Origin of the sequence: Serratia plymuthica NBRC 102599, assembly GCF_001590925.1 — a bacterium.
GTDB lineage: Bacteria > Pseudomonadota > Gammaproteobacteria > Enterobacterales > Enterobacteriaceae > Serratia > Serratia plymuthica.
Window position 1 is genome coordinate 120,066 of sequence record NZ_BCTU01000011.1, and the last position, 23,710, is coordinate 143,775.

Genomic DNA, 23,710 nt, shown 5'->3' on the forward strand with positions numbered 1-23,710 from the left:
TCATGACACGGAGAAGAAAGGGAACGCATGAAAGCAGCACGCCCCGGTAAGTTGAAACGCCCGGAAAATCAGGCCAGCTTTGTAAGCTGGCGTTTTGCGTTGCTGTGCGGCTGTATTTTGCTGGCGCTGGTGGGATTGATGCTGCGCGTGGCCTATCTGCAGGTCATCAATCCGGACCGCCTGGTGAAAGAAGGCGACATGCGTTCGCTGCGTGTGCAGGAGGTACCGACCTCACGCGGCATGATCAGCGATCGCGCCGGCCGACCATTGGCGGTGAGCGTACCGGTCAACGCCATTTGGGCGGATCCTAAAGAGCTGAACGAGCGTGGCGGCATTACGCTGGATAGCCGTTGGAAGGCGCTGTCCGACGCGCTGAATATCCCTCTGGATCAGCTTTCTACCCGTGTTAACGCCAACCCGAAAGGGCGCTTTGTTTACCTGGCTCGCCAGGTGAACCCGGCGGTAGGCGATTACATTCGCAAGCTGAAGCTACCGGGGATTTACCTGCGTCAGGAATCGCGCCGTTACTACCCTGCCGGCCAGGTCACCTCGCACATTATCGGCGTGACCAACATTGACGGCCAGGGCATCGAAGGCGTCGAGAAGAGCTTTGACCGCTGGTTGACCGGGCAACCGGGTGAACGAACCGTGCGTAAAGACCGCTATGGCCGGGTGATCGAGGATATCTCCTCGGTCGACAGCCAGGCGGCGCATAACCTGGTATTGAGCGTCGATGAGCGCCTGCAGGCGCTGGTGTATCGCGAACTGAACAACGCGGTGGCGTTCAACAAGGCTGAGTCCGGCACGGCGGTGCTGATCGACGTGAACACCGGCGAAGTGCTGGCGATGGCCAACAGCCCGTCTTACAACCCGAATAATATGGCCGGTACGCCGAAAGACACCATGCGTAACCGCGCTATTACCGATATTTTTGAGCCTGGCTCCACCGTGAAACCTATGGTGGTGATGACAGCGTTACATAACGGTGTGGTGAAAGAAAACAGCGTGCTGAACACCATTCCTTTCCGCATTCAGGGCCACGAGATTAAAGACGTGGCGCGTTATGCGGAGCTGTCGGTAACCGGGATCTTGCAGAAGTCGAGTAACGTTGGCGTTACCAAGCTGGCGTTAGCGATGCCGTCCTCGGCGTTAGTAGATACTTACTCTCGTTTTGGACTGGGAAAAGCGACCAATTTGGGGCTGGTCGGAGAAAGCAGTGGCATATACCCAAAAAAACAACGGTGGTCTGACATAGAGAGGGCCACCTTCTCTTTCGGCTACGGGCTAATGGTAACTCCGTTACAGTTGGCGCGAGTCTACGCAACGATCGGCAGCCTGGGCGTGTATCGCCCATTGTCGATCACCAAGGTTGACCCTCCGGTTGCCGGCGAACGCATTTTCCCTGAACCTCTGGTGCGCACCGTGGTGCACATGATGGAAAGCGTGGCCCTGCCGGGCGGCGGCGGCGTGAAAGCCGCCATCAAGGGTTACCGCATCGCTATTAAAACCGGTACCGCCAAAAAGGTCGGCCCGGATGGCAAATACGTCAACCGATATCTCGCTTATACCGCCGGCGTCGCGCCGGCCAGTAATCCCCGTTTTGCTCTGGTGGTGGTGATCAACGATCCTCAGGGTGGGAAGTACTATGGCGGTGCAATTTCCGCACCGGTGTTCGGCGCCATCATGGGCGGCGTATTGCGCACCATGAACGTCGAACCGGACGCGTTGCCCACCGCTGATAAAAGCGAATTAGTGATTAACAAAAAAGAGGGTTCAGGTGGCAGATCGTAATTTGCGCGATTTACTCGCTCCATGGGTGCCGACGGCGCCCGGGCGCGCGCTGCGGGAAATGACATTAGACAGCCGTATTGCGGCTGCCGGGGATCTGTTTGTCGCCGTTGTTGGCCATCAGACAGATGGACGCCGCTATATTCCGCAGGCCATTGCGCAGGGTGTTGCAGCCGTGATTGCCGAAGCTGAAGGTCAGGCCGAAGACGGCGCAATCACGGAAATGCACGGTGTGCCGGTGATTTATCTGAGCCAGCTTAACCAGCGCCTTTCCGCATTGGCCGGGCGTTTTTACCATCAACCGGCAGAGCGCCTGCGTCTGGTTGGCGTGACCGGCACCAACGGTAAAACCACCACCACGCAACTGCTGGCGCAGTGGAGCCAACTGTTGGGTGAAACCGGCGCAGTGATGGGCACCGTCGGTAACGGTCTGTTGGGCCAGGTGTGCCCGACTGAGAATACCACCGGTTCTGCGGTGGATGTTCAACACGTATTAAACGAGTTGGTCGATCGGGGCGCAACCTTCGCCGCGATGGAAGTCTCTTCTCACGGGTTGGTGCAAAACCGCGTGGCGGCGCTGCCATTTGCCGCAGCGGTGTTCACCAACCTGAGCCGCGATCACCTGGATTACCACGGTGATATGGCCAATTACGAAGCGGCCAAATGGTCGTTGTTTGCCGGCCACGAAGTGGGGCAGGCGATCATCAACGCCGATGACGAAGTGGGTCAGCGCTGGCTGAGCAAATTGCCGGATGCGGTGGCGGTCACCATGCAGGATAACCTGCAGCTGGGTTGTCATGGCCGCTGGCTGAAAACCACTGCGGTCAGTTATCACGATAATGGCGCCACTGTCCGCTTCAGCTCAAGCTGGGGCGACGGCGAAATTGAGAGCCGCCTGATGGGCGCTTTCAACGTCAGCAACCTGTTGCTGGCACTGGCGACGCTGCTGTCACTGGGCTATCCGCTGGACAAACTGGTGGAAACCGGCAATCAGCTGCAGCCGGTATGCGGCCGTATGGAAGTATTCAACGCGCCAGGCAAACCGACGGTCGTGGTGGATTACGCCCACACCCCGGACGCGCTGGAGAAGGCGCTGGAAGCTGCACGCCTGCACTGCCAAGGGCAGCTGTGGTGCGTGTTCGGTTGCGGCGGCGATCGTGACAAAGGCAAGCGCCCGCTGATGGGTGGCATCGCCGAGCAGTTCGCCGATCGCGTAGTGGTGACCGATGACAACCCGCGTACCGAAGAACCGCAGGCGATCATTGCCGATATCCTTACCGGTCTGCTGGATGCCGGGCGTGCGCTGGTGATCCACGGCCGTGCCGAAGCGGTAACCAGCGCGATTATGCAAGCCAAAGAACAAGATGTGGTGCTGGTGGCGGGTAAAGGCCATGAGGACTACCAACTGGTGGGGAACCGCCGTCTGGATTACTCCGATCGCACCACCGTTGCGCGTCTGCTGGGGGTAATAGCATGATTCCTGTCTCCCTTCAGGCACTGGCCGATGTATTGAGCGCTGAGTTGATCGGCGCCGATTGCCAAATCATTGAGGTGACGACAGATACCCGCCAGGTAACCGCAGGTTGCCTGTTTGTGGCGCTGAAGGGCGAGCGTTTTGATGCGCATGCCTTCGCTGCCGATGCTGTAGCCGCAGGCGCTGGGGCGCTGCTGGTGAGTAAGCGCTTATTGGTGGACGTGCCGCAACTGGTGGTGAAAGACACGCGTTTGGCGCTGGGGCAACTGGCTGCCTGGGTGCGCCAGCAAGTGCCGGCCCGCGTTGTGGCGTTAACCGGTTCATCGGGCAAGACCTCGGTGAAGGAAATGGTTGCCGCTATTTTGCGTGAATGCGGTGAAGTGCTGTATACCGCCGGCAACTTCAATAACGATATCGGCGTGCCGCTGACGCTGCTGCGTTTGCAACCGCAACATGATTTTGCCGTGATTGAGCTGGGTGCCAACCATATTGGCGAGATTGCCTATACCACCGCATTAACGCGGCCACAGACCGCCCTGGTGAATAACCTGGCGGCTGCTCACCTGGAAGGTTTTGGCTCTTTGGCCGGCGTCGCCCAGGCGAAAGGTGAAATTTTTACCGGCTTGCCGGCTGACGGCGTGGCGATCATCAACGCCGACAATAACGACTGGCCGCATTGGCAGAGCATGCTGAACGATAAAACCGTCTGGCGCTTCTCGCCGCAGGCGGCGGAAGGCGTGGATTTCTTCGCCAGCGACGTGCTGGTGAACGCCAAAGGCACGCAATTTACGTTGCACAGCCCGTTCGGCACCGCGACGGTAGCGCTGCCGTTGCCGGGCCGCCATAACGTGGCCAATGCACTGGCCGCAGCGGCGCTGGCCGTGTCGGTCGGTGCCTCGCTCGAAGCCGTGCGCCAGGGGTTGAAACAGTTGCAGGGGGTGCCGGGGCGTTTGTTCCCGATTGCGCTTACCGAAAACAAGCTGCTGCTCGATGACAGCTATAACGCCAACGTCGGCTCGATGACCGCCGCAGCGCAGGTATTGGCAGAGATGCCGGGCTACCGCGTAATGGTGGTTGGCGATATGGCCGAGCTGGGGGCGGATGCCGAAGAGTGTCACCGCCAGGTGGGTGAAGCGGCCCGGCTGGCCGGCGTCGATAAAGTGATAGGTATCGGCCCGTTAAGCCAGGCGCTGTGCGCGGCTTCCGGTAGCGGCGAACATTTTCAGGACAAGGCAGCAGTGATCGCGCGCGTGGCGGAGTTACTGTCGGAACATGCGGTAATTACCGTGTTAATCAAGGGTTCACGTAGTGCCGCAATGGAGCAGGTAGTACGCGCGTTACAGGAGAAAGCACCATGTTAGTTTGGCTGGCCGAGCATTTGGTCAAATATTATTCCGGCTTCAACGTCTTCTCCTATCTGACGTTCAGGGCCATTGTCAGCCTGCTCACCGCGCTGTTTCTCTCCTTATGGATGGGCCCGCGCGTGATTAAACGCCTGCAGGAGATGTCCTTCGGTCAGGTCGTGCGTAACGATGGCCCGGAGTCGCATTTCAGCAAACGCGGCACGCCGACCATGGGCGGCATCATGATCCTGACCTCCATCACCATTTCGGTGCTGATGTGGGCTTACCCGTCCAACCCTTACGTTTGGGGCGTGTTGTTCGTGCTGGTGGGTTACGGCATCGTCGGCTTCGTCGATGACTACCGCAAAGTGGTGCGTAAAGACACCAAGGGGCTGATAGCCCGTTGGAAATACTTCTGGCAGTCGGTGATTGCGCTGATTTTCGCTTTCGCCATGTATGCCGTAGGAAAAGACACGCCAGCCACCGAGCTGGTTGTGCCGTTCTTTAAGGACATCATGCCGCAGCTCGGCCTGTTGTACGTGCTGTTGGCGTACTTTGTGGTGGTCGGCACCAGCAACGCGGTCAACCTGACCGATGGGCTGGATGGCCTGGCGATCATGCCAACGGTGTTCGTGGCGGCGGGCTTTGCGCTGGTGGCTTGGGCGACCGGCAACATGAATTTCGCCAACTACCTGCACATTCCTTATCTGCGTCATGCGGGTGAGCTGGTGATCGTCTGTACTGCCATCGTTGGCGCCGGCCTGGGCTTTTTATGGTTCAACACCTACCCGGCACAGGTCTTTATGGGTGATGTCGGCTCACTGGCACTGGGCGGCGCGCTGGGTACCATCGCGGTACTGCTGCGCCAAGAGTTCCTGTTATTGATTATGGGTGGCGTGTTCGTGGTTGAAACGCTGTCGGTGATCCTGCAGGTGGGATCGTTCAAGCTGCGCGGGCAACGTATTTTCCGCATGGCACCGATCCACCACCATTATGAATTGAAGGGCTGGCCGGAACCGCGCGTGATCGTGCGCTTCTGGATTATTTCGCTGATGCTGGTGCTGATTGGCCTGGCGACGCTGAAGGTACGGTAATTATGGCGGATTATCAGGGTAAAAAAGTGGTCATCATCGGGTTAGGCCTCACCGGCCTGTCCTGCGTTGATTTCTTTATGGCGCGTGGCGTAACGCCGCGCGTTATGGATACCCGTATTTCGCCGCCGGGGCTGGACAAGCTGCCTGAAAGCGTTGAACGGCATTTGGGTGACCTGAATCTGGACTGGTTGCTGGCGGCGGATTTGATCGTTGCCAGCCCGGGCATGGCGCTGGCTCACCCGGCGTTGAGCGCTGCGGCGGATGCGGGGGTGGAGATTGTCGGTGACGTCGAACTGTTCTGCCGCGAAGCCCAGGCGCCGATCGTAGCGATCACCGGTTCCAACGGTAAAAGCACCGTCACCACTCTGGTGGGCGAGATGGCCAAAGCGGCCGGCTGGGCGGTGGGTGTAGGCGGTAATATTGGCCTGCCTGCGCTGAGCCTGCTGCGTCAGGAATGCCAGCTGTATGTGCTGGAGCTGTCAAGTTTCCAACTGGAAACCACCTTCAGCCTGAAAGCGGCGGCGGCGACCATCCTGAACGTGACAGAAGATCATATGGACCGTTACCCGTTTGGCCTGCAGCAGTATCGCGCCGCCAAACTGCGCGTCTATGAAAATGCCGCCCTGTGCGTGGTTAACGCAGATGACGCGCTGACCATGCCGGTACGCGGCGCAGACCAGCGCTGCATCAGTTTCGGGGCCGACGTGGGCGACTACCACCTCAACCGCCAGCAGGGCGAAACCTGGTTGCGCGTGCGCGGTGAGAAAATCCTGAATACCCGCGAGATGAAGCTGACTGGCCGCCACAACTATACCAATGCGCTGGCGGCGTTGGCGCTGGCCGATGCGGTGAATATCCCGCGCGCCTCCAGCCTGAAGGCGCTAACTACCTTTACCGGGTTGGCACACCGTTTCCAACTGGCGTGGGAACACAACGGCGTACGTTGGATTAACGATTCGAAAGCCACCAACGTCGGCAGCACCGAAGCGGCGTTGAATGGCCTGCAAGTGGACGGCACTTTGCATCTGCTGCTGGGCGGCGACGGCAAGTCTGCCGATTTCTCCCCGCTGGGGCGCTATCTGCAGGGCGATAATGTTCGCCTGTATTGCTTCGGCCGCGATGGCGAACAATTGGCGGAGCTGCGGCCGGAAGTTGCCACGCTGACCGACACGATGGAACAGGCGATGCAAGCGATCGCGGGCCGGGTACAACCTGGCGATATGGTGCTGCTGTCACCGGCGTGCGCCAGCCTGGATCAGTTCCGTAACTTTGAAGTGCGTGGCGACGAGTTTGCCCGCCTGGCACAGGAGCTTGGCGGATGAAATTACGGGTGCCGACGTTCGGGTTGACCGAAAGACTGAAAGACTGGGTGATGGGATCGCGCGAGAGCGATTCGGTCAATATGGTGCTGTACGACCGTACCCTGCTGTGGCTGACCTTCGGGTTGGCCATTATCGGTTTTGTCATGGTGACTTCGGCGTCAATGCCGATCGGCCAGCGTCTGGCGGACGATCCTTTCCTGTTTGCCAAGCGTGACGCGCTGTACCTCGGGCTGGCCTTTGGCTTGTCGATGGTGACGCTGCGCATCCCGATGGAAGTCTGGCAGCGCTACAGCAATGTGATGCTGCTGTTGTCGATTGTGATGCTGCTGATCGTACTGGTGGTCGGCAGCTCGGTAAACGGCGCATCGCGCTGGATCGCGCTGGGCCCGTTACGTATTCAGCCGGCGGAGCTGTCCAAGCTGTCGCTGTTTTGCTATCTGGCGAGCTATCTGGTGCGCAAGGTAGAAGAAGTGCGTACTAACTTCTGGGGCTTCTGCAAGCCGATGGGCGTAATGGTAGTGCTGGCGGTACTGCTGCTGGCGCAACCGGACCTCGGTACCGTGGTGGTGTTGTTTATCACGACTTTGGCAATGCTGTTCCTGGCCGGCGCCAAAATGTGGCAGTTCCTGGCGATCATCGGCTCCGGTGCCTTCGCGGTGGTGCTGTTGATCATTGCCGAACCTTACCGTATGCGCCGCGTGACGTCGTTCTGGAACCCGTGGGCCGATCCGTTCGGCAGTGGCTACCAGTTGACCCAGTCGCTGATGGCGTTTGGCCGCGGTGAATTTTGGGGGCAGGGACTGGGGAACTCGGTACAGAAACTCGAGTATTTGCCTGAAGCGCACACCGACTTTATCTTCTCGATTTTGGGCGAAGAACTGGGCTATATCGGTGTGGTTTTCGCATTGTTAATGGTATTCTTCGTCGCTTTTCGCGCTATGTCGATTGGCCGCCGCGCGCTGGAGATCGATCAGCGCTTTTCCGGCTTTCTGGCCTGCTCGATCGGCGTCTGGTTCAGCTTCCAGGCACTGGTCAACGTCGGCGCCGCAGCCGGCATGCTGCCAACCAAAGGGCTGACGCTGCCGTTGATAAGTTACGGTGGTTCGAGCCTGTTGATTATGTCGACGGCGATCGTGCTGTTGCTGCGTATTGATTATGAAACGCGTCTGGCCAAAGCCCAGGCGTTTGTGAAGAGGTAAGGGATGAGCGGGAAACCTAAGCGTTTAATGGTGATGGCAGGCGGTACCGGCGGACACGTGTTCCCGGGGCTGGCGGTCGCGCATCATCTGATGGCGCAGGGCTGGCAGGTGCGCTGGCTCGGAACCGCAGACCGAATGGAAGCCGATCTGGTGCCAAAGCACGGGATTGAGATTGATTTCATCCGTATTTCCGGCCTGCGCGGTAAAGGGCTGAAGGCCCAACTGAGCGCACCGCTGCGTATCTGGCATGCGGTACGCCAGGCGAAGGCGATTATGCGCAGCTACCAGCCAGACGTGGTGCTGGGCATGGGCGGTTACGTTTCCGGTCCCGGCGGTTTGGCTGCGTGGTTGTGCGGCATCCCGGTGGTGCTGCATGAACAAAACGGCATTGCCGGGCTGACCAACCGTTGGCTGGCCCGTATCGCCAAAAAAGTGTTGCAGGCATTCCCCGGCGCGTTCCCGAATGCGGACGTCGTGGGCAACCCGGTACGTACCGACGTACTGGCGCTGCCGTTGCCGGCGGAGCGGCTGACCGGGCGTGAAGGCCCCATCCGCGTGCTGGTGATTGGCGGAAGTCAGGGCGCGCGGGTGCTGAATCAGACAGTTCCTGAAGTCGCGGCGAGATTGGGCGATAGAATTACGCTCTGGCATCAGGTAGGTAAAGGTGCGCTGGAAAACGTGTTGCGCGACTACGAGAGGGTAGGGCAGACGCAGCATAAGGTGACCGAGTTTATCGATGACATGGCCGCCGCTTACGCCTGGGCCGACGTTGTCGTGTGCCGCTCCGGCGCGCTGACCGTCAGCGAGATCGCCGCGGCGGGCCTGCCGGCGATATTTGTGCCGTTCCAGCATAAAGACCGGCAGCAGTACTGGAATGCCCGCCCGCTGGAAGAAGCCGGCGCGGCGAAGATTATCGAACAGCCGCAGTTCGACGCCGATATCGTGGCGGATCTGTTGGCAAGTTGGGATCGTCCGCAGTTGCTGGCGATGGCCGAAAAAGCGCGGGCAGTGGCTATTCCCGATGCCACCGAGCGTGTGGCGGCAGAGCTGGTGCGGGTTGCCAAATAAATAATGCAGGGGTTCGGTACGCCGAGCCTGAATCAAAGAAATGTCATGTAGGGGCCCGGCATGCCGGACCCGGATTAGAGAGAGTGATGAATACACAACAACTGGCGAAACTACGTACTATCGTGCCCGAGATGCGACGCGTCCGGCACATTCACTTTGTCGGCATCGGTGGCGCCGGCATGGGTGGTATCGCCGAAGTGTTGGCTAACGAAGGTTATCAGATCAGTGGCTCCGACCTGGCGCCTAACCCGGTAACCCAACAGTTGAGCGCGCTCGGGGCGACGATTTATTTCCATCACCGCCCGGAAAACGTGCTGGATGCGAGCGTAGTGGTGGTATCCACCGCGATTTCCGCCGACAACCCGGAGATCGTCGCCGCCCGTGAAGCGCGTATCCCGGTTATCCGCCGCGCGGAGATGCTGGCCGAACTGATGCGTTTCCGTCACGGCATTGCCGTCGCCGGTACGCACGGCAAGACCACGACGACGGCAATGGTGTCGAGCATTTACGCCGAAGCCGGCCTGGACCCGACCTTTGTCAACGGCGGGCTGGTGAAAGCGGCCGGTACCCATGCGCGTCTGGGTTCCAGTCGTTACCTGATCGCGGAAGCGGATGAGAGCGATGCGTCGTTCCTGCATTTGCAACCGATGGTGGCGATTGTCACCAATATCGAAGCCGACCATATGGATACCTACCAGGGCGACTTCGAGAACCTGAAGCAGACGTTTATCAACTTTTTGCACAATCTGCCGTTCTACGGCCGTGCAGTGATGTGTGTTGATGACCCGGTGGTGCGCGAACTGCTGCCACGCGTGGGCCGCCATATCACTACCTACGGTTTCAGCGAAGATGCCGATGTGCGCATTGAGAGCTATCGCCAGGTTGGGCCGCAGGGCCACTTTACCTTGAGCCGCCAGGATAAACCCTTGATGACGGTGACCTTGAACGCTCCGGGCCGTCACAACGCGTTGAACGCGGCGGCGGCAGTGGCGGTGGCGACGGAAGAAGGCATTGACGACGAGGATATCCTGCGCGCGCTGGCGGGCTTCCAGGGCACCGGTCGCCGCTTTGATTTCCTGGGCGAGTTCCCGCTGGAGCCGGTGAACGGCAAAAGCGGTACCGCGATGCTGGTCGATGACTATGGCCACCATCCGACCGAAGTCGACGTCACGCTGAAAGCTGCACGCGCCGGCTGGCCGGATAAGCGCCTGGTGATGATTTTCCAGCCGCACCGTTACACACGTACCCGCGATCTCTACGACGACTTCGCCAACGTGCTGTCACAGGTTGATGTGCTGTTGATGCTCGATGTGTACGCCGCGGGCGAAACGGCGATCCCGGGGGCGGATAGCCGCTCGCTGTGCCGCACCATCCGTAGCCGCGGCAAGCTGGATCCGATCCTGGTTTCCGATGCGGACATCGTGCCGGAAACCTTGGCGCAACTGCTGCAGGCCGACGATCTGGTGCTGGTGCAAGGCGCCGGCAACGTGGGCAAAATCGCCCGCAAACTGGCTGAGCTGAAGCTGCAGCCACAGAAAAAAGAGGAGGAACATCATGGCTGATAAAGTTGCCGTACTGCTGGGTGGCACCTCCGCCGAACGTGAAGTGTCATTGCAATCCGGTGCTGCCGTGTTGGCAGGGCTGCGGGAAGCCGGTATCGACGCCCATGGTATCGATATTCGCGATTTCCCGGTAACCCAGCTTAAAGAGCATGGGTTTACCAAAGTGTTTATCGCGCTGCACGGGCGTGGCGGCGAGGATGGCACCCTGCAGGGGATGCTGGAATTCCTTGAGCTGCCTTATACCGGCAGCGGCGTGATGGCGTCGGCGCTGACCATGGACAAGTGGCGCACCAAGATGGTGTGGCAGTCGATGGGGCTGCCGGTCGCGCCTTATGTGGCGCTTAACCGCCGGCAGTATGCCGGTGTAGAGAAACAGAGCCTGATTGCTCGCGTGGAGGCCTTGGGCCTGCCGCTGATCGTCAAGCCGAGCCGTGAAGGCTCCAGCGTTGGCATGAGCAAGGTAACCGAACGCGATGCCCTTGAGGCCGCGCTGGAAGAAGGTTTCCGCCATGACGACGACGTGCTGGTGGAGAAGTGGCTGAGTGGCCCTGAATATACTGTAGCGATGCTGGGCGACCAGGTGTTGCCTTCGATCCGCATTCAGCCGGCCGGCGTGTTTTACGACTATCAGGCCAAGTACATTTCGGACGATACCCAGTATTTCTGTCCAAGTGGCCTGGGCGCGGAACAAGAGGCCGAAATGGCCGCACTGGCGTTACGCGCCTACCGTGGACTGGACTGCAGCGGTTGGGGCCGCGTGGATGTGATGCAGGATAGCGATGGCAGCTTCTATCTGCTTGAGGTGAATACCTCGCCGGGCATGACCAGTCATAGCCTGGTGCCGATGGCAGCGCGCCAGTCTGGTTTAAGCTTCTCGCAGCTGGTAGCGAGAATTTTGGAGTTGGCCGACTGATATGTCGCAAGCTGCCCTGAATGCGCGTGAACGCGAGGTGGATAACAGCCCGCGCCGCAGCAATGGAACTCAATTGGCGGGAATGGTTTTCCTGCTGATGGTGCTGGGAACGGTGCTGTGGAGTGGCTGGATGGTGATTGGCTGGATGAAAGACGCCAGTCGGCTGCCGCTCTCACGGTTGGTGGTCACCGGCGAACGCCACTACACCACCAACGATGATATTCGCCAGGCGATTCTGGCGCTGGGTGCGCCGGGCACGTTCATGACGCAGGATGTTGATGTCATCCAGCAGCAGATTGAACGCCTGCCGTGGATCAAGCAGGCCAGCGTGCGCAAGCAGTGGCCGGATGAGCTGAAGATCCACCTGGTCGAGTATGTCCCGATTGCGCGTTGGAATGATTTACACATGGTGGACGCCGAAGGCAAATCCTTCAGCGTGCCGGCAGAACGAATTGGCAAACAAAAATTGCCGCTGCTCTATGGCCCGGAAGGGAGCGAACAGGATGTTCTGGAAGGTTATCAGGCCATGAGCAACATGTTAGCGGCCAGCAAATTTACGCTGAAAATGGCGGCCATGAGCGCTCGCCATTCCTGGCAGCTGGCTTTGGATAATGATGTTCGGCTGGAGCTGGGACGTGACGATCGTACCGGACGCCTGCAGCGGTTTATCGAGCTCTATCCGGTATTGCTGCAACAAGGGCAGGCGGAAAGCAAGCGCGTCAACTATGTCGATTTGCGCTATGAATCCGGCGCCTCGGTAGGTTGGACGCCGATATTGATCGACCCGCAGGCGGTAGGCGGTCAGCAGAACAGTAATCAGCAACAGAATCAGGCACAGGCAAAACAACAATGATCAAGTCGACGGACAGAAAACTGGTAGTTGGACTGGAGATCGGTACTGCAAAAGTCTCCGCATTGGTAGGGGAAGTTCTGCCCGATGGCATGGTCAACATTATCGGGGTGGGCAGTTGCCCGTCTCGCGGTATGGATAAGGGTGGCGTTAACGACCTGGAATCGGTAGTCAAATGCGTACAACGCGCTATCGATCAGGCCGAGCTGATGGCGGATTGCCAGATTTCTTCGGTTTACCTCGCATTGTCGGGTAAACACATCAGCTGTCAGAACGAAATAGGGATGGTTCCTATTTCCGAAGAGGAAGTGACGCAGGAAGATGTGGAGAACGTGGTGCATACCGCCAAATCGGTACGCGTACGTGACGAACACCGCATCCTGCACGTTATCCCTCAGGAATACGCCATCGACTATCAGGAAGGCATCAAGAACCCGGTTGGGTTGTCCGGCGTGCGTATGCAGGCCAAGGTGCACTTGATTACCTGCCATAACGATATGGCAAAGAACATTGTTAAAGCGGTAGAACGCTGTGGTCTGAAAGTTGACCAACTTATTTTCGCCGGTCTGGCCGCCAGCTATGCGGTTCTGACCGAAGATGAGCGCGAACTTGGCGTTTGTGTGGTGGATATCGGCGGCGGCACCATGGATATGGCGGTGTACACCGGCGGTGCTCTGCGCCACACCAAAGTGATCCCTTACGCCGGGAACGTGGTCACCAGCGATATCGCTTACGCCTTCGGCACGCCGCCGACAGACGCGGAAGCGATCAAAGTTCGACACGGCTGTGCGCTTGGGTCGATTGTTAGCAAGGATGAAAGTGTAGAGGTGCCAAGCGTTGGGGGACGTCCCCCTCGTAGTCTGCAAAGACAGACACTGGCTGAAGTCATTGAGCCACGCTACACCGAACTGTTGAATCTGGTTAACGATGAAATTTTGCAATTGCAGGAGCAACTGCGTCAGCAAGGGGTGAAGCATCATCTGGCAGCGGGTATTGTGCTGACCGGTGGCGCCGCCCAAATTGATGGCCTGGCAGCCTGTGCGCAACGGGTGTTCCACACCCAGGTACGCATCGGCCAACCCTTGAACATCACGGGTCTGACGGATTATGCGCAGGAGCCTTACTACTCAACTGCGGTAGGTCTGCTGCACTATGGAAAAGAGTCTCACCTGAGCGGTGAGGCAGAAGTAGAAAAACGCGCCTCGGTGGGCAATTGGTTTAAACGTATCAATAGCTGGCTGAGAAAAGAGTTTTAATGTTTCAACAAAGAGATCATGCTGAGTAATCTTTTTATGATCTCGCAGCGACAGGCACAAAACGGAGAGAAACTATGTTTGAACCAATGGAACTAACCAATGACGCGGTGATTAAAGTCATCGGCGTCGGCGGTGGCGGTGGCAACGCCGTTGAACACATGGTGCGCGAGCGCATCGAAGGTGTTGAATTCTTCGCCGTTAATACAGACGCTCAGGCGCTTCGTAAAACGGCAGTTGGCCAAACCATCCAGATCGGTAGTGGTATTACCAAAGGTCTGGGTGCAGGCGCGAACCCTGAAGTGGGTCGCAATTCAGCGGAAGAAGACCGTGAAGCCCTGCGTGCCGCACTTGATGGCGCAGACATGGTCTTCATTGCAGCCGGCATGGGCGGCGGTACCGGTACCGGTGCAGCACCTGTTGTGGCTGAAGTTGCTAAAGATCTGGGTATTCTGACAGTGGCCGTGGTTACCAAGCCTTTCAATTTTGAAGGCAAGAAACGCATGGCGTTCGCTGAGCAGGGTATCGCAGAGCTGTCCAAACATGTGGATTCACTGATCACTATCCCGAACGACAAGCTGTTGAAAGTTCTGGGTCGCGGCATTTCTCTGCTGGACGCGTTCGGCGCGGCTAACGACGTGCTGAAAGGCGCGGTGCAGGGTATCGCCGAGCTGATCACCCGTCCGGGCCTGATGAACGTCGACTTCGCCGACGTGCGCACCGTGATGTCCGAAATGGGCTACGCGATGATGGGTTCCGGCGTTGCCTGTGGTGAAGACCGCGCTGAAGAAGCGGCGGAAATGGCGATCTCCAGCCCACTGCTGGAAGACATCGACCTGTCCGGCGCTCGCGGCGTTCTGGTCAACATCACCGCCGGCTTCGACCTGCGTCTGGATGAGTTCGAAACCGTGGGTAACACCATTCGTGCTTTCGCTTCCGACAACGCCACCGTGGTCATCGGTACCTCGCTGGATCCGGAAATGAACGACGAACTGCGCGTGACCGTGGTTGCGACCGGTATCGGCATGGACAAACGTCCTGAAATCACTCTGGTGACCAATAAACAGGCTAGCCAGCCAGTGATGGATCATCGCTACCAGCAGCACGGCATGTCGCCGTTGCCGCAGGAAGTGAAACCGGCCGCCAAGGTGGTCAACGATCCGACTGCGCAGCCTAATAAAGAGCCCGACTATCTTGATATTCCTGCCTTCCTGCGCAAGCAGGCAGACTAAGAATATCCTGAGAATTTGGAATCTCCGCTCTTTGTGCTAAACTGTCCCGCCGGCCATGCTGTATGCTTGGTCGGTAGGATGGATAACATTGCGAGATAAAACGATGATCAAACAAAGGACATTAAAACGTATTGTTCAGGCGACTGGAGTCGGTTTACATACCGGCAAAAAGGTCACGCTGACAATGCGCCCAGCGTCGGCTAATACCGGGGTCATCTATCGTCGCACTGACTTGAATCCACCGGTTGATTTTCCGGCTGATGCAAAATCCGTGCGTGATACCATGCTCTGTACTTGCCTGGTCAATGAGCATGACGTGCGTATTTCTACCGTTGAGCATCTGAATGCTGCGCTGGCTGGGCTGGGTATCGACAACATCATTATTGAAGTTGACGCCGCCGAGATCCCAATCATGGACGGTAGCGCCAGTCCGTTCGTCTACCTGTTGCTGGATGCCGGCATCGAAGAACTGAACTCAGCGAAGAAATTCCTGCGTCTGAAAGACACCGTACGTGTTGAAGATGGCGATAAATGGGCAGAGCTGTCCCCGCATAACGGGTTCCGTCTGGACTTTACCATCGACTTCAACCACCCGGCGATCGACGCCAGTACGCAACGCTATCGTCTGGATTTCTCCGCCGACTCGTTCGTGCGTCAAATCAGCCGTGCGCGTACCTTCGGTTTTATGCGTGACATCGAGTATTTGCAGTCACGTGGTTTGGCCTTGGGCGGCAGCTTTGACTGCGCTATCGTGGTAGATGACTACCGCGTTCTGAACGAAGACGGCCTGCGCTTTGAAGACGAATTCGTACGCCACAAAATGCTGGACGCCATCGGCGACCTGTTCATGTGCGGCCATAACATCATTGGCGCGTTTACCGCGTACAAGTCAGGCCATGCGCTGAACAACAAACTGTTGCAAGCCGTTCTGGCGAAACAGGAAGCGTGGGAATACGTCACCTTCCAGGACGAAGCCGAAATGCCGTTGGCATTCAAAGCCCCGTCCACCGTATTGGCATAAGTCGATACTGCTGATTACTTCTTACGACTGGTAGCGTTGGCACTCTCTCCGGCCAGCGACGCCAGTCGTTCCAATACCTTGCGCAGTTTTTCCGGACTGCGGCTCGCCAAACCTCTTAATTCCTCAGCACTTTCCTGACTCAGATGCCGCATCGGCACGTTTGTTTGCGTATTCCCCAAGGTTTTTGCGGCGTCCTGCACAAGGTTGCTCCCTTTTGCCATCAAGGCCGGATTAATCCTGATGTCGATCGACGACAATGATGGTAGAATTTGCGCTCGTAGTGCAGATAATAACGCCGGTTGTTCGTAGCGTAGGCGCATCAGCCAGCTGGCATTGGCCGTTTCTAGCACTAAAATACCCTGTCGGAAATTCGCGACGCGGCACCAGGGATGCAGTTGAACGGGCAAGACGCCTTTCACTGCACGGTTAAGCTTAAGCAGCGCCACAGCGCGTTGTTGGACGTTATGCAGCGGCCCTTTGTCTTCTGCAGACGCGTCGTCGAACAGGACATCTAATAATTGTGGACGGCTATCGCGCATAATGGGCTCCGGCGGATTATAAACTCGTGATCGGTATTCTAAATCGTTGGCGACAATTTGGCAGACGTTATTTCTGGCCCCATCTCCTGTTAGGGATGGTCGCGGCCACGCTTGGCGTACCTTCAAATCTGTCAGGCAACTCCGATCAAGCCGCTCTGCCGAGCACCTCGTCCAGCCTGAACCGGCAAAATTCCGCCAGCGGCGCCTTTAATAGCCTGGCGTTGCTGCAGGAAGCGCACCGCCGCCCGACCTTCAGCGTCGACTACTGGCACCAGCATGCGCTTCGTACCGTCATTCGTCACCTCTCTTTTGCTCTTGCACCGCAGGCAGTCTACGCGCGGGTGCAGGAAAGCGAGGCGGAAGTCGCCGAACCCCCGTTGCAGGTGGCGCAACTTGCGCTGCTTTCCACGCTCAACGCGCTGCTGACGCATGAGCCAAAGCCGCCGACCATCATTCGCAATACCCATCATGCCGTGCTGCCTGCCTTTGCGCAGCACCAGACCGGCTTGTGGCTCGCGCAGGTGCAGGGCATCCGCGCCGGGCCAGTAGCGTTAAGCTGATTCATTGCCCTTTGGGCGACAAAAACCTAAAAATAACAGCAAGTTGACTGCCTTTTTTGGCTGTCATGACAGAGATATCAAACATCATGTTAGTGAAATTATTGACCAAAGTTTTTGGTAGCCGTAACGATCGTACACTGCGCCGCATGCGTAAGTCGGTTGAACTGATCAACCGCATGGAACCGGACATGGAAAAGCTGTCCGATGACGAACTGAAAGCCAAGACCAACGAGTTCCGCGCACGCCTGGAAAAGGGTGAAGTGCTGGAAAACCTGCTGCCGGAAGCTTTCGCCGTGGTACGTGAAGCGAGCAAGCGCGTATTCGGCATGCGCCATTTCGACGTGCAGCTGCTGGGCGGTATGGTACTGAACGACCGCTGCATCGCAGAAATGCGCACCGGTGAAGGTAAGACTCTGACCGCAACCCTGCCCGCCTACCTGAATGCCTTAAGCGGCCGCGGCGTACACGTGGTGACCGTCAACGACTATCTGGCACAGCGTGACGCCGAAAACAACCGCCCGCTGTTCGAATTCCTTGGCCTGAGCATCGGCATCAACCTGCCGGGCATGCCTGCACCGGCCAAGCGTGAAGCCTATGCCGCCGATATTACTTACGGCACCAACAACGAATACGGCTTCGACTATCTGCGCGACAACATGGCGTTCAGCCCGGAAGAGCGCGTTCAGCGCAAGCTGCACTATGCGCTGGTGGATGAGGTTGACTCCATCCTGATCGATGAAGCACGTACTCCGCTGATCATCTCCGGCCCGGCCGAAGACAGCTCAGAAATGTACATTAAGGTCAACAAGCTGATTCCAAAGCTTATCCGTCAGGAAAAAGAGGATTCAGACTCCTTCCAGGGCGAAGGCCACTTCTCGGTAGACGAGAAAGCGCGCCAGGTGCACCTGACCGAACGCGGCCTGATCCTGATCGAAGAAATGCTGGTGGAAGCCGGCATTATGGAAGAAGGGGAGTCACTGTACTCACCGACCAACATCATGTTGATGCACCATGTGACCGCCGCTCTGCGCGCGCACGTGTTGTTCACCCGCGACGTTGACTACATCGTGAAAGACGGTGAAGTGATCATCGTTGACGAACATACCGGCCGTACCATGCAGGGCCGTCGTTGGTCCGATGGTCTGCATCAGGCGGTGGAAGCCAAAGAAGGCGTGGAAATCCAGAACGAGAACCAGACGCTGGCATCCATCACTTTCCAGAACTACTTCCGCCTGTACGAGAAGCTGGCCGGTATGACCGGTACTGCCGACACCGAAGCGTTTGAATTCAGCTCCATCTACAAGCTGGATACCATCGTGGTGCCGACCAACCGCCCAATGCTGCGTAAAGACATGCCGGATCTGGTCTATATGACCGAGCTGGAGAAGATTGGCGCCATCATTGAAGATATCCGCGAGCGTACCGCCAACGGCCAGCCAGTGCTGGTGGGGACGATCTCGATCGAAAAATCCGAAGTCGTTTCCCGCGAACTGGCGAAAGCGGGTATTGATCACAAAGTGCTGAACGCCAAATTCCACGCCATGGAAGCGGACATTGTGGCGCAGGCCGGCCAGACCGGTGCGGTGACTATCGCCACCAACATGGCGGGCCGTGGTACCGATATCGTGTTGGGCGGCAGCTGGCAGGCAGAGATTGCCCAGTTGGAAGACCCAACCGAAGAGCAAATTGCGGCGATTAAAGAAGACTGGAAAATCCGCCATGAAGCGGTATTGAAGGCGGGTGGCTTGCACATCATTGGTACCGAGCGCCATGAATCACGCCGTATCGATAACCAGCTGCGCGGCCGTTCCGGTCGTCAGGGCGATGCCGGTTCATCCCGCTTCTACCTGTCGATGGAAGATGCTCTGATGCGTATTTTCGCCTCGGATCGCGTTTCCGGCATGATGCGTAAACTGGGTATGAAAGAGGGTGAGGCCATTGAGCACCCATGGGTCACCAAGGCGATTGCCAACGCGCAACGTAAAGTGGAAAGCCGTAACTTCGATATTCGTAAGCAACTGCTGGAATACGATGATGTGGCCAGCGATCAGCGTCGCGCTATCTATAGCCAGCGTAATGAACTGCTGGACGTGTCCGACGTGAGCGAAACCATCGCCAGCATCCGTGAAGACGTCTTCAAAACCACCATTGACAGCTACATCACGCCGCAGTCGCTGGAAGAAGAGTGGGATATTCAGGGCCTGGAAGAGCGCCTGAAAAACGACTTCGATCTGGATATGCCAATCGCCGAATGGCTGGATAAAGAGCCGGATCTGCATGAAGAAACGCTGCGTGAGCGTATTCTGGAAAAGGCCAAGGAAGACTACCTGCGCAAAGAAGAAGTGGTTGGCACGGATATGATGCGCAACTTCGAGAAGGGTGTGATGCTGCAAACGCTGGATTCCCTGTGGAAGGAGCATCTGGCGGCAATGGACTACCTGCGCCAGGGCATCCATCTGCGTGGCTACGCGCAGAAAGATCCTAAGCAAGAGTACAAGCGTGAATCCTTCAATATGTTTGCGACCATGCTGGAATCGCTGAAATACGAAGTGATCAGCGTGCTGAGTAAAGTTCAGGTGCGGATGCCGGAAGAGGTTGAAGCGATGGAGTTGCAGCGTCGCGAAGAAGCGGAGCGCCTGGCAGCACAGCAACAGCTGAGCCACTACGAAGAAAATGCGTTGGTTACCGAAGAGCCTAATGCTCCTGCAAGCGCGGAGCGCAAGGTGGGCCGCAACGATCTTTGCCCATGTGGATCCGGTAAAAAGTACAAACAGTGCCACGGCCGTCTGCAGAAGTAAGTAAGCCCGGCAGCGTTTAACGAGTCAAACCCAGGGGGTCAGCATGCTGAGCCCCTGTTTTTTAGGGCCAGAGTCCGCGCCCTTATGAATAAATCAGGAGTATGCGATGAAACATCTGAACATCGCCGTCGGTATCATTCGCAATGCCCGGCAGGAAATTTTTATCACCCGTCGTGCCGCAGATTCACATATGGCCGGTTTCTGGGAGTTTCCCGGCGGCAAAATTGAGCAAGGGGAAACCCCGGAGCAGGCGCTCAATCGTGAACTGCTGGAGGAAACCGGAATTGAAACTGAACGGGCTGAGCTGTTGGAGGTGCTGGAGCACCGCTTTAGCGATCGTATCGTGACGCTAAATTTTTATCTGGTGGAAGGTTGGCAGGGCGAGCCGTTTGGCCGCGAAGGCCAGCCAATGCGCTGGGTGCAGCAGGCGGATTTGCGTGAGGAAGAATTCCCCGAAGCCAATATTAGCATTATCAAACTGCTGGTGCAGCAGGCCAACGCTGCGCAATAAGGCGGGCGGCCTGGCTGGCGCCAGGCCGAAAGAGAGACAATCAGCGATCGTCTTTTTCACTCCATTCTTCGCTTTCCGACAGATCGCTGTTGCTGGGAATGCGTTTTTCTTCATCGGCCCATTCGCCGAGATCGATTAACTGGCAGCGTTTGCTGCAAAATGGGCGGAACGGGCTCACTTCACCCCACACCACGCCTTTGCCACAGGTTGGGCATTTCACTACGGTAGTCATCTCTTTTCCTTACTTCCTTCCAACGCGTGAAAGGTCTTTATGTCATTGGGTTAGCAACAGGCTAACTCAAAGGTTAACCGTTCCGGCACCACGCCAAGCTCGCTGTCCAGAGGCAGGAAACGGATCGCATAACGCGTCTTATGGCCGGAAATCTGCGGATAAAGCTGATGTGTCAGGCTAATGCGCAAACGCAACAGGTCTGCGCCTTCCGCGTTATCCTGGAAGAAGCCGTTCAAACTGATCTGGTTGCGGAATGGGCCGGCCTGACGAATCAGATCCAGCACCATAGTCAGCGCCAGGTTCAACGGCTCCAGTGCCTGCAGCCAGTCAGCGACGTCGGCGTCCCGTTCTTGCTGCGGTGCATGCATCCACATGTGCAATGTGGGCAAGTCAAAGCTGCAGCAGCCGCCGGGAATGCTCAGACGTTGGCGCACCAGGCTTATCAGCCGATCTTCGCGCAGCGCCTGCCCCAGACGCGGAGCGGACATCAGTACCGTTGCGCGCTCCTTCAGTTGGCCGCGTAGCTGGTTCATCAGAGACATATCGACGCCCGGTACATCGGTCCATGCCAACAGTTTCTGTTGCTGACGCTCTAACTCTTTCAGCAGTTCGGTGCGTACTTCGCCGCGTTCCAATACGTCCAGCAGGTCCGCAACAGTGCGGAAGAAGGTCAGTGCAATGGCGGTTTCGCTCAGTGCCCGCTGGCCATGCAATTGTTGCAGTAAAAACTCGATACGCAGCCAGGTGCGCATTTTTTCATTCAACGGATGTTCAAAAAGAACGCTTGGGGAAACATCACTCATTCAGTTTAATCCTGTCGGGTCGCTGATGCCGCCAGTTCAAGGTAGCGGCGATGCAGTGCGGCAACAAATGGCTCTATCCCCTGAGCGGCACCGCTATTATCGATTATGTCGTCTGCAGCGGCCAGGCGCTGCTCACGCGTGGCCTGTGCGGACACTATGTTCTGTGCCTGTTGGCGGTTGATCCCATCGCGGGTAATGGTTCTCGCCAACTGTGTTTCACTGTCGACGTCGACCACCAGCACGCGATCTGCGCGCGCTTGCAGGTTGTTTTCCACCAGCAGTGGCACAACCCACAACGCATAGGGGCTGGCGACCTGCGCCAACTGGCGTTGGGTTTCCTGATGAATCAGCGGGTGCAGCAATTGATTCAGCCAGCGCTTTTCATCCGGGGTGCTGAATATACGCTGCCGCAGTGCCGTGCGGTTAAGCGTGCCGTCAGCCAGCAACATTTCATTACCAAAACGTTCGGCGATAGCGGCTAAAGCTGGGGTGCCGGGTTCGACAACCTGCCGTGCAATGACGTCAGCGTCGACAATCTCCACGCCGTGGCGGGCAAAGGCTTCTGCTACGGTGGACTTGCCGCTGCCGATACCCCCTGTCAACGCTACAATGTAGGCCATGGTATAAAATGCACTCGATATTCATAAAAAAATAATAGACGAATCATAAAGCGATCGTGCAGAAGTGCAAGTCAGTAGGGAGCGCTAGCCCGGCAGGTTGCGTTGTACGGCGATAAAAAGCGCGACAGGGAAAGGAAAATGAGCGATGAATCACGCTGCGCGTGCGTAGGTAAATTTGTCGGATTGTAACGCAAATAAAGGTGAATTCGCAGTCTTGTCCGGCGATTATTAGCGCGTATCATAGCGTCACTGGAACTGGCATTAATCTATACCCGTCATTCTTCAAGCTGCAGGTGTGTTGACTGCGAGTGTTCACCCGAATCACTTACGTGAGTAAGCTCATCGGAACTCTCACTCTTGTCGCCTTCCTGCAACTCGAATTATTTAGGGTATACCCCGTCGCTTTTCAAGCCATTGCGTTCTTGCGATCCGTCGCCAAAAACCAGGAAATCATAAGTCATGCGTATTGAAGAAGATTTGAAGTTAGGCTTTAAAGATGTGTTGATTCGCCCAAAGCGCTCCACGTTGAAAAGCCGGTCTGAGGTTGAACTGGAGCGTCAGTTTACCTTCAAACATTCTGGCTGGAACTGGTCCGGTGTGCCGATTATTGCCGCCAACATGGACACGGTCGGCACCTTCAGCATGGCAGAGGCTCTGGCTTCCTTCGACGTTCTCACCGCCGTACACAAACACTACACCGTTGAACAATGGGCTGCATTCGTGCAGCGCGTACCGGCATCGGTCCTGCGCCACGTTATGGTTTCAACCGGCACCTCTGAGGCTGACTTTGTGAAGATGAAGCAGATTCTGGCGCTGTCTCCGGGTCTTAAGTTTATCTGCATCGACGTGGCCAACGGTTACTCGGAGCATTTTGTCGCCTTCTTGCAGAAAGCGCGCGAAGCTTGCCCGAACCATGTGATCTGCGCCGGTAACGTGGTTACTGGCGAAATGGTGGAAGAATTGATCCTGTCTGGTGCCGATATCGTAAAAGTCGGCATTGGCCCGGGGTCGGTTTGCACCACCCGGGTAAAAACCGGTGTCGGTTATCCGCAGTTGTCTGCTGTGATTGAGTGTGCCGATGCGGCACACGGTCTCGGCGGCCAAATCGTCAGCGATGGCGGCTGTTCTGTGCCGGGTGACGTGGCCAAAGCTTTCGGCGGCGGCGCTGATTTTGTCATGCTGGGCGGTATGTTGGCCGGTCATGACGAGTGTGAAGGCACCGTAGTGGAAGAGAACGGCGAAAAATTCATGCTGTTCTACGGTATGAGCTCAGAGTCGGCGATGAAGCGCCATGTGGGCGGTGTTGCCGAATACCGTGCTGCTGAGGGCAAAACCGTGAAGCTGCCTCTGCGCGGCGAGGTTGAGTTCACCGTCCGTGATATTCTCGGGGGGTTGCGCTCAGCCTGCACCTATGTCGGCGCAGAACGCCTGAAAGAGTTGACCAAACGCACCACCTTTATCCGCGTTGCGGAGCAGGAAAACCGCGTATTCGGTGCTAAGTAACCGATAATACAGCCACTCCCCGGGG

21 protein-coding genes are annotated in these 23,710 nt (G+C 57.4%); 17 read left to right on the forward strand and 4 right to left on the reverse strand.

The annotated features are described in order from the left end of the window. Positions 1-27 precede the first annotated feature (27 nt). From ftsI to lpxC, 13 genes are all read left to right on the forward strand, one after another. Positions 28-1,791, forward strand: coding sequence for a peptidoglycan DD-transpeptidase PBP3 (gene ftsI, locus SPL01S_RS07840; protein WP_004950134.1), 1,764 nt, complete (start codon positions 28-30; stop codon positions 1,789-1,791). Further along, a complete protein-coding gene (gene murE, locus SPL01S_RS07845; RefSeq protein WP_006323584.1) occupies positions 1,778-3,265 on the forward strand; it encodes a UDP-N-acetylmuramoyl-L-alanyl-D-glutamate--2,6-diaminopimelate ligase in 1,488 nt (495 codons plus the stop codon). The genes ftsI and murE overlap by 14 nt, the downstream gene beginning before the upstream one ends. Next, positions 3,262-4,623: a UDP-N-acetylmuramoyl-tripeptide--D-alanyl-D-alanine ligase gene (gene murF / locus SPL01S_RS07850; RefSeq protein WP_063198698.1), complete on the forward strand. Its 1,362-nt coding sequence runs from the start codon at positions 3,262-3,264 to the stop codon at positions 4,621-4,623. Before murE ends, murF begins: the two co-directional genes overlap by 4 nt. Continuing rightward, complete coding sequence (gene mraY / locus SPL01S_RS07855) at positions 4,617-5,699, forward strand: phospho-N-acetylmuramoyl-pentapeptide-transferase (RefSeq protein ID WP_004950137.1); 1,083 nt, start codon at positions 4,617-4,619, stop codon at positions 5,697-5,699. The genes murF and mraY overlap by 7 nt, the downstream gene beginning before the upstream one ends. Before the next feature lie 2 nt (positions 5,700-5,701). After that, complete coding sequence (murD, locus tag SPL01S_RS07860; RefSeq protein WP_062869626.1) at positions 5,702-7,021, forward strand: UDP-N-acetylmuramoyl-L-alanine--D-glutamate ligase; 1,320 nt, start codon at positions 5,702-5,704, stop codon at positions 7,019-7,021. Continuing rightward, positions 7,018-8,220, forward strand: a complete 1,203-nt coding sequence (gene ftsW / locus SPL01S_RS07865; protein WP_013811493.1) for a cell division protein FtsW — start codon at positions 7,018-7,020, stop codon at positions 8,218-8,220. The genes murD and ftsW overlap by 4 nt, the downstream gene beginning before the upstream one ends. Positions 8,221-8,223: 3 nt before the next feature. After that, positions 8,224-9,288, forward strand: coding sequence for an undecaprenyldiphospho-muramoylpentapeptide beta-N-acetylglucosaminyltransferase (gene murG, locus SPL01S_RS07870; protein WP_063198701.1), 1,065 nt, complete (start codon positions 8,224-8,226; stop codon positions 9,286-9,288). Positions 9,289-9,374: 86 nt separating this feature from the next. Then, on the forward strand, positions 9,375-10,850 hold the full coding sequence (gene murC / locus SPL01S_RS07875) for a UDP-N-acetylmuramate--L-alanine ligase (RefSeq protein WP_013811495.1): 1,476 nt from the start codon (positions 9,375-9,377) through the stop codon (positions 10,848-10,850). Continuing rightward, a complete protein-coding gene (locus SPL01S_RS07880) occupies positions 10,843-11,763 on the forward strand; it encodes a D-alanine--D-alanine ligase (RefSeq protein ID WP_062869628.1) in 921 nt (306 codons plus the stop codon). Before murC ends, SPL01S_RS07880 begins: the two co-directional genes overlap by 8 nt. Position 11,764: 1 nt before the next feature. Beyond that, the gene (ftsQ, locus tag SPL01S_RS07885; RefSeq protein ID WP_004950146.1) at positions 11,765-12,616 is read left to right on the forward strand and encodes a cell division protein FtsQ; all 852 of its coding nucleotides are present in this window, start codon (positions 11,765-11,767) and stop codon (positions 12,614-12,616) included. Continuing rightward, a complete protein-coding gene (ftsA, locus tag SPL01S_RS07890; RefSeq protein WP_004950148.1) occupies positions 12,613-13,869 on the forward strand; it encodes a cell division protein FtsA in 1,257 nt (418 codons plus the stop codon). The genes ftsQ and ftsA overlap by 4 nt, the downstream gene beginning before the upstream one ends. Before the next feature lie 74 nt (positions 13,870-13,943). Further along, positions 13,944-15,098, forward strand: coding sequence for a cell division protein FtsZ (gene ftsZ / locus SPL01S_RS07895; protein WP_004950150.1), 1,155 nt, complete (start codon positions 13,944-13,946; stop codon positions 15,096-15,098). A 103-nt stretch (positions 15,099-15,201) separates the two neighbouring features. Then, the gene (gene lpxC, locus SPL01S_RS07900; RefSeq protein WP_006317618.1) at positions 15,202-16,119 is read left to right on the forward strand and encodes a UDP-3-O-acyl-N-acetylglucosamine deacetylase; all 918 of its coding nucleotides are present in this window, start codon (positions 15,202-15,204) and stop codon (positions 16,117-16,119) included. A gap of 14 nt (positions 16,120-16,133) precedes the next feature. On the opposite strand, the gene SPL01S_RS07905 is transcribed toward lpxC, so the two are convergent. After that, a complete protein-coding gene (locus SPL01S_RS07905; protein ID WP_013811498.1) occupies positions 16,134-16,658 on the reverse strand; it encodes a DUF721 domain-containing protein in 525 nt (174 codons plus the stop codon). A gap of 26 nt (positions 16,659-16,684) precedes the next feature. On the opposite strand from SPL01S_RS07905, the gene secM reads away from it, so the two are divergent. The 3 genes from secM to mutT all read left to right on the forward strand — a co-directional run bounded on the left by secM (position 16,685) and on the right by mutT (position 20,527). Next, positions 16,685-17,218, forward strand: a complete 534-nt coding sequence (secM, locus tag SPL01S_RS07910) for a secA translation cis-regulator SecM (protein ID WP_063198704.1) — start codon at positions 16,685-16,687, stop codon at positions 17,216-17,218. 86 nt (positions 17,219-17,304) lie between these two features. Next, positions 17,305-20,016, forward strand: a complete 2,712-nt coding sequence (gene secA / locus SPL01S_RS07915; RefSeq protein WP_062869631.1) for a preprotein translocase subunit SecA — start codon at positions 17,305-17,307, stop codon at positions 20,014-20,016. 106 nt (positions 20,017-20,122) lie between these two features. Beyond that, a complete protein-coding gene (gene mutT, locus SPL01S_RS07920; RefSeq protein WP_063198707.1) occupies positions 20,123-20,527 on the forward strand; it encodes an 8-oxo-dGTP diphosphatase MutT in 405 nt (134 codons plus the stop codon). A gap of 40 nt (positions 20,528-20,567) precedes the next feature. Here the strand turns inward: mutT and yacG are convergent, their stop codons facing one another. From yacG to coaE, 3 genes are read right to left on the reverse strand one after another with little or no spacing between them, the layout of a single operon-like run. Then, the gene (yacG, locus tag SPL01S_RS07925; RefSeq protein ID WP_006317623.1) at positions 20,568-20,759 is read right to left on the reverse strand and encodes a DNA gyrase inhibitor YacG; all 192 of its coding nucleotides are present in this window, start codon (positions 20,757-20,759) and stop codon (positions 20,568-20,570) included. A gap of 50 nt (positions 20,760-20,809) precedes the next feature. Next, positions 20,810-21,562 carry a cell division protein ZapD gene (gene zapD / locus SPL01S_RS07930; RefSeq protein WP_063198709.1) on the reverse strand — a complete coding sequence of 251 codons (753 nt, stop codon included), beginning with the start codon at positions 21,560-21,562 and terminating at the stop codon, positions 20,810-20,812. A 5-nt stretch (positions 21,563-21,567) separates the two neighbouring features. Then, on the reverse strand, positions 21,568-22,182 hold the full coding sequence (coaE, locus tag SPL01S_RS07935; protein ID WP_062869634.1) for a dephospho-CoA kinase: 615 nt from the start codon (positions 22,180-22,182) through the stop codon (positions 21,568-21,570). A 459-nt stretch (positions 22,183-22,641) separates the two neighbouring features. Between coaE and SPL01S_RS07940 the strand changes: the two genes are divergently transcribed. Then, positions 22,642-23,685: a GMP reductase gene (locus SPL01S_RS07940; RefSeq protein ID WP_013811505.1), complete on the forward strand. Its 1,044-nt coding sequence runs from the start codon at positions 22,642-22,644 to the stop codon at positions 23,683-23,685. Positions 23,686-23,710: the final 25 nt, after the last annotated feature.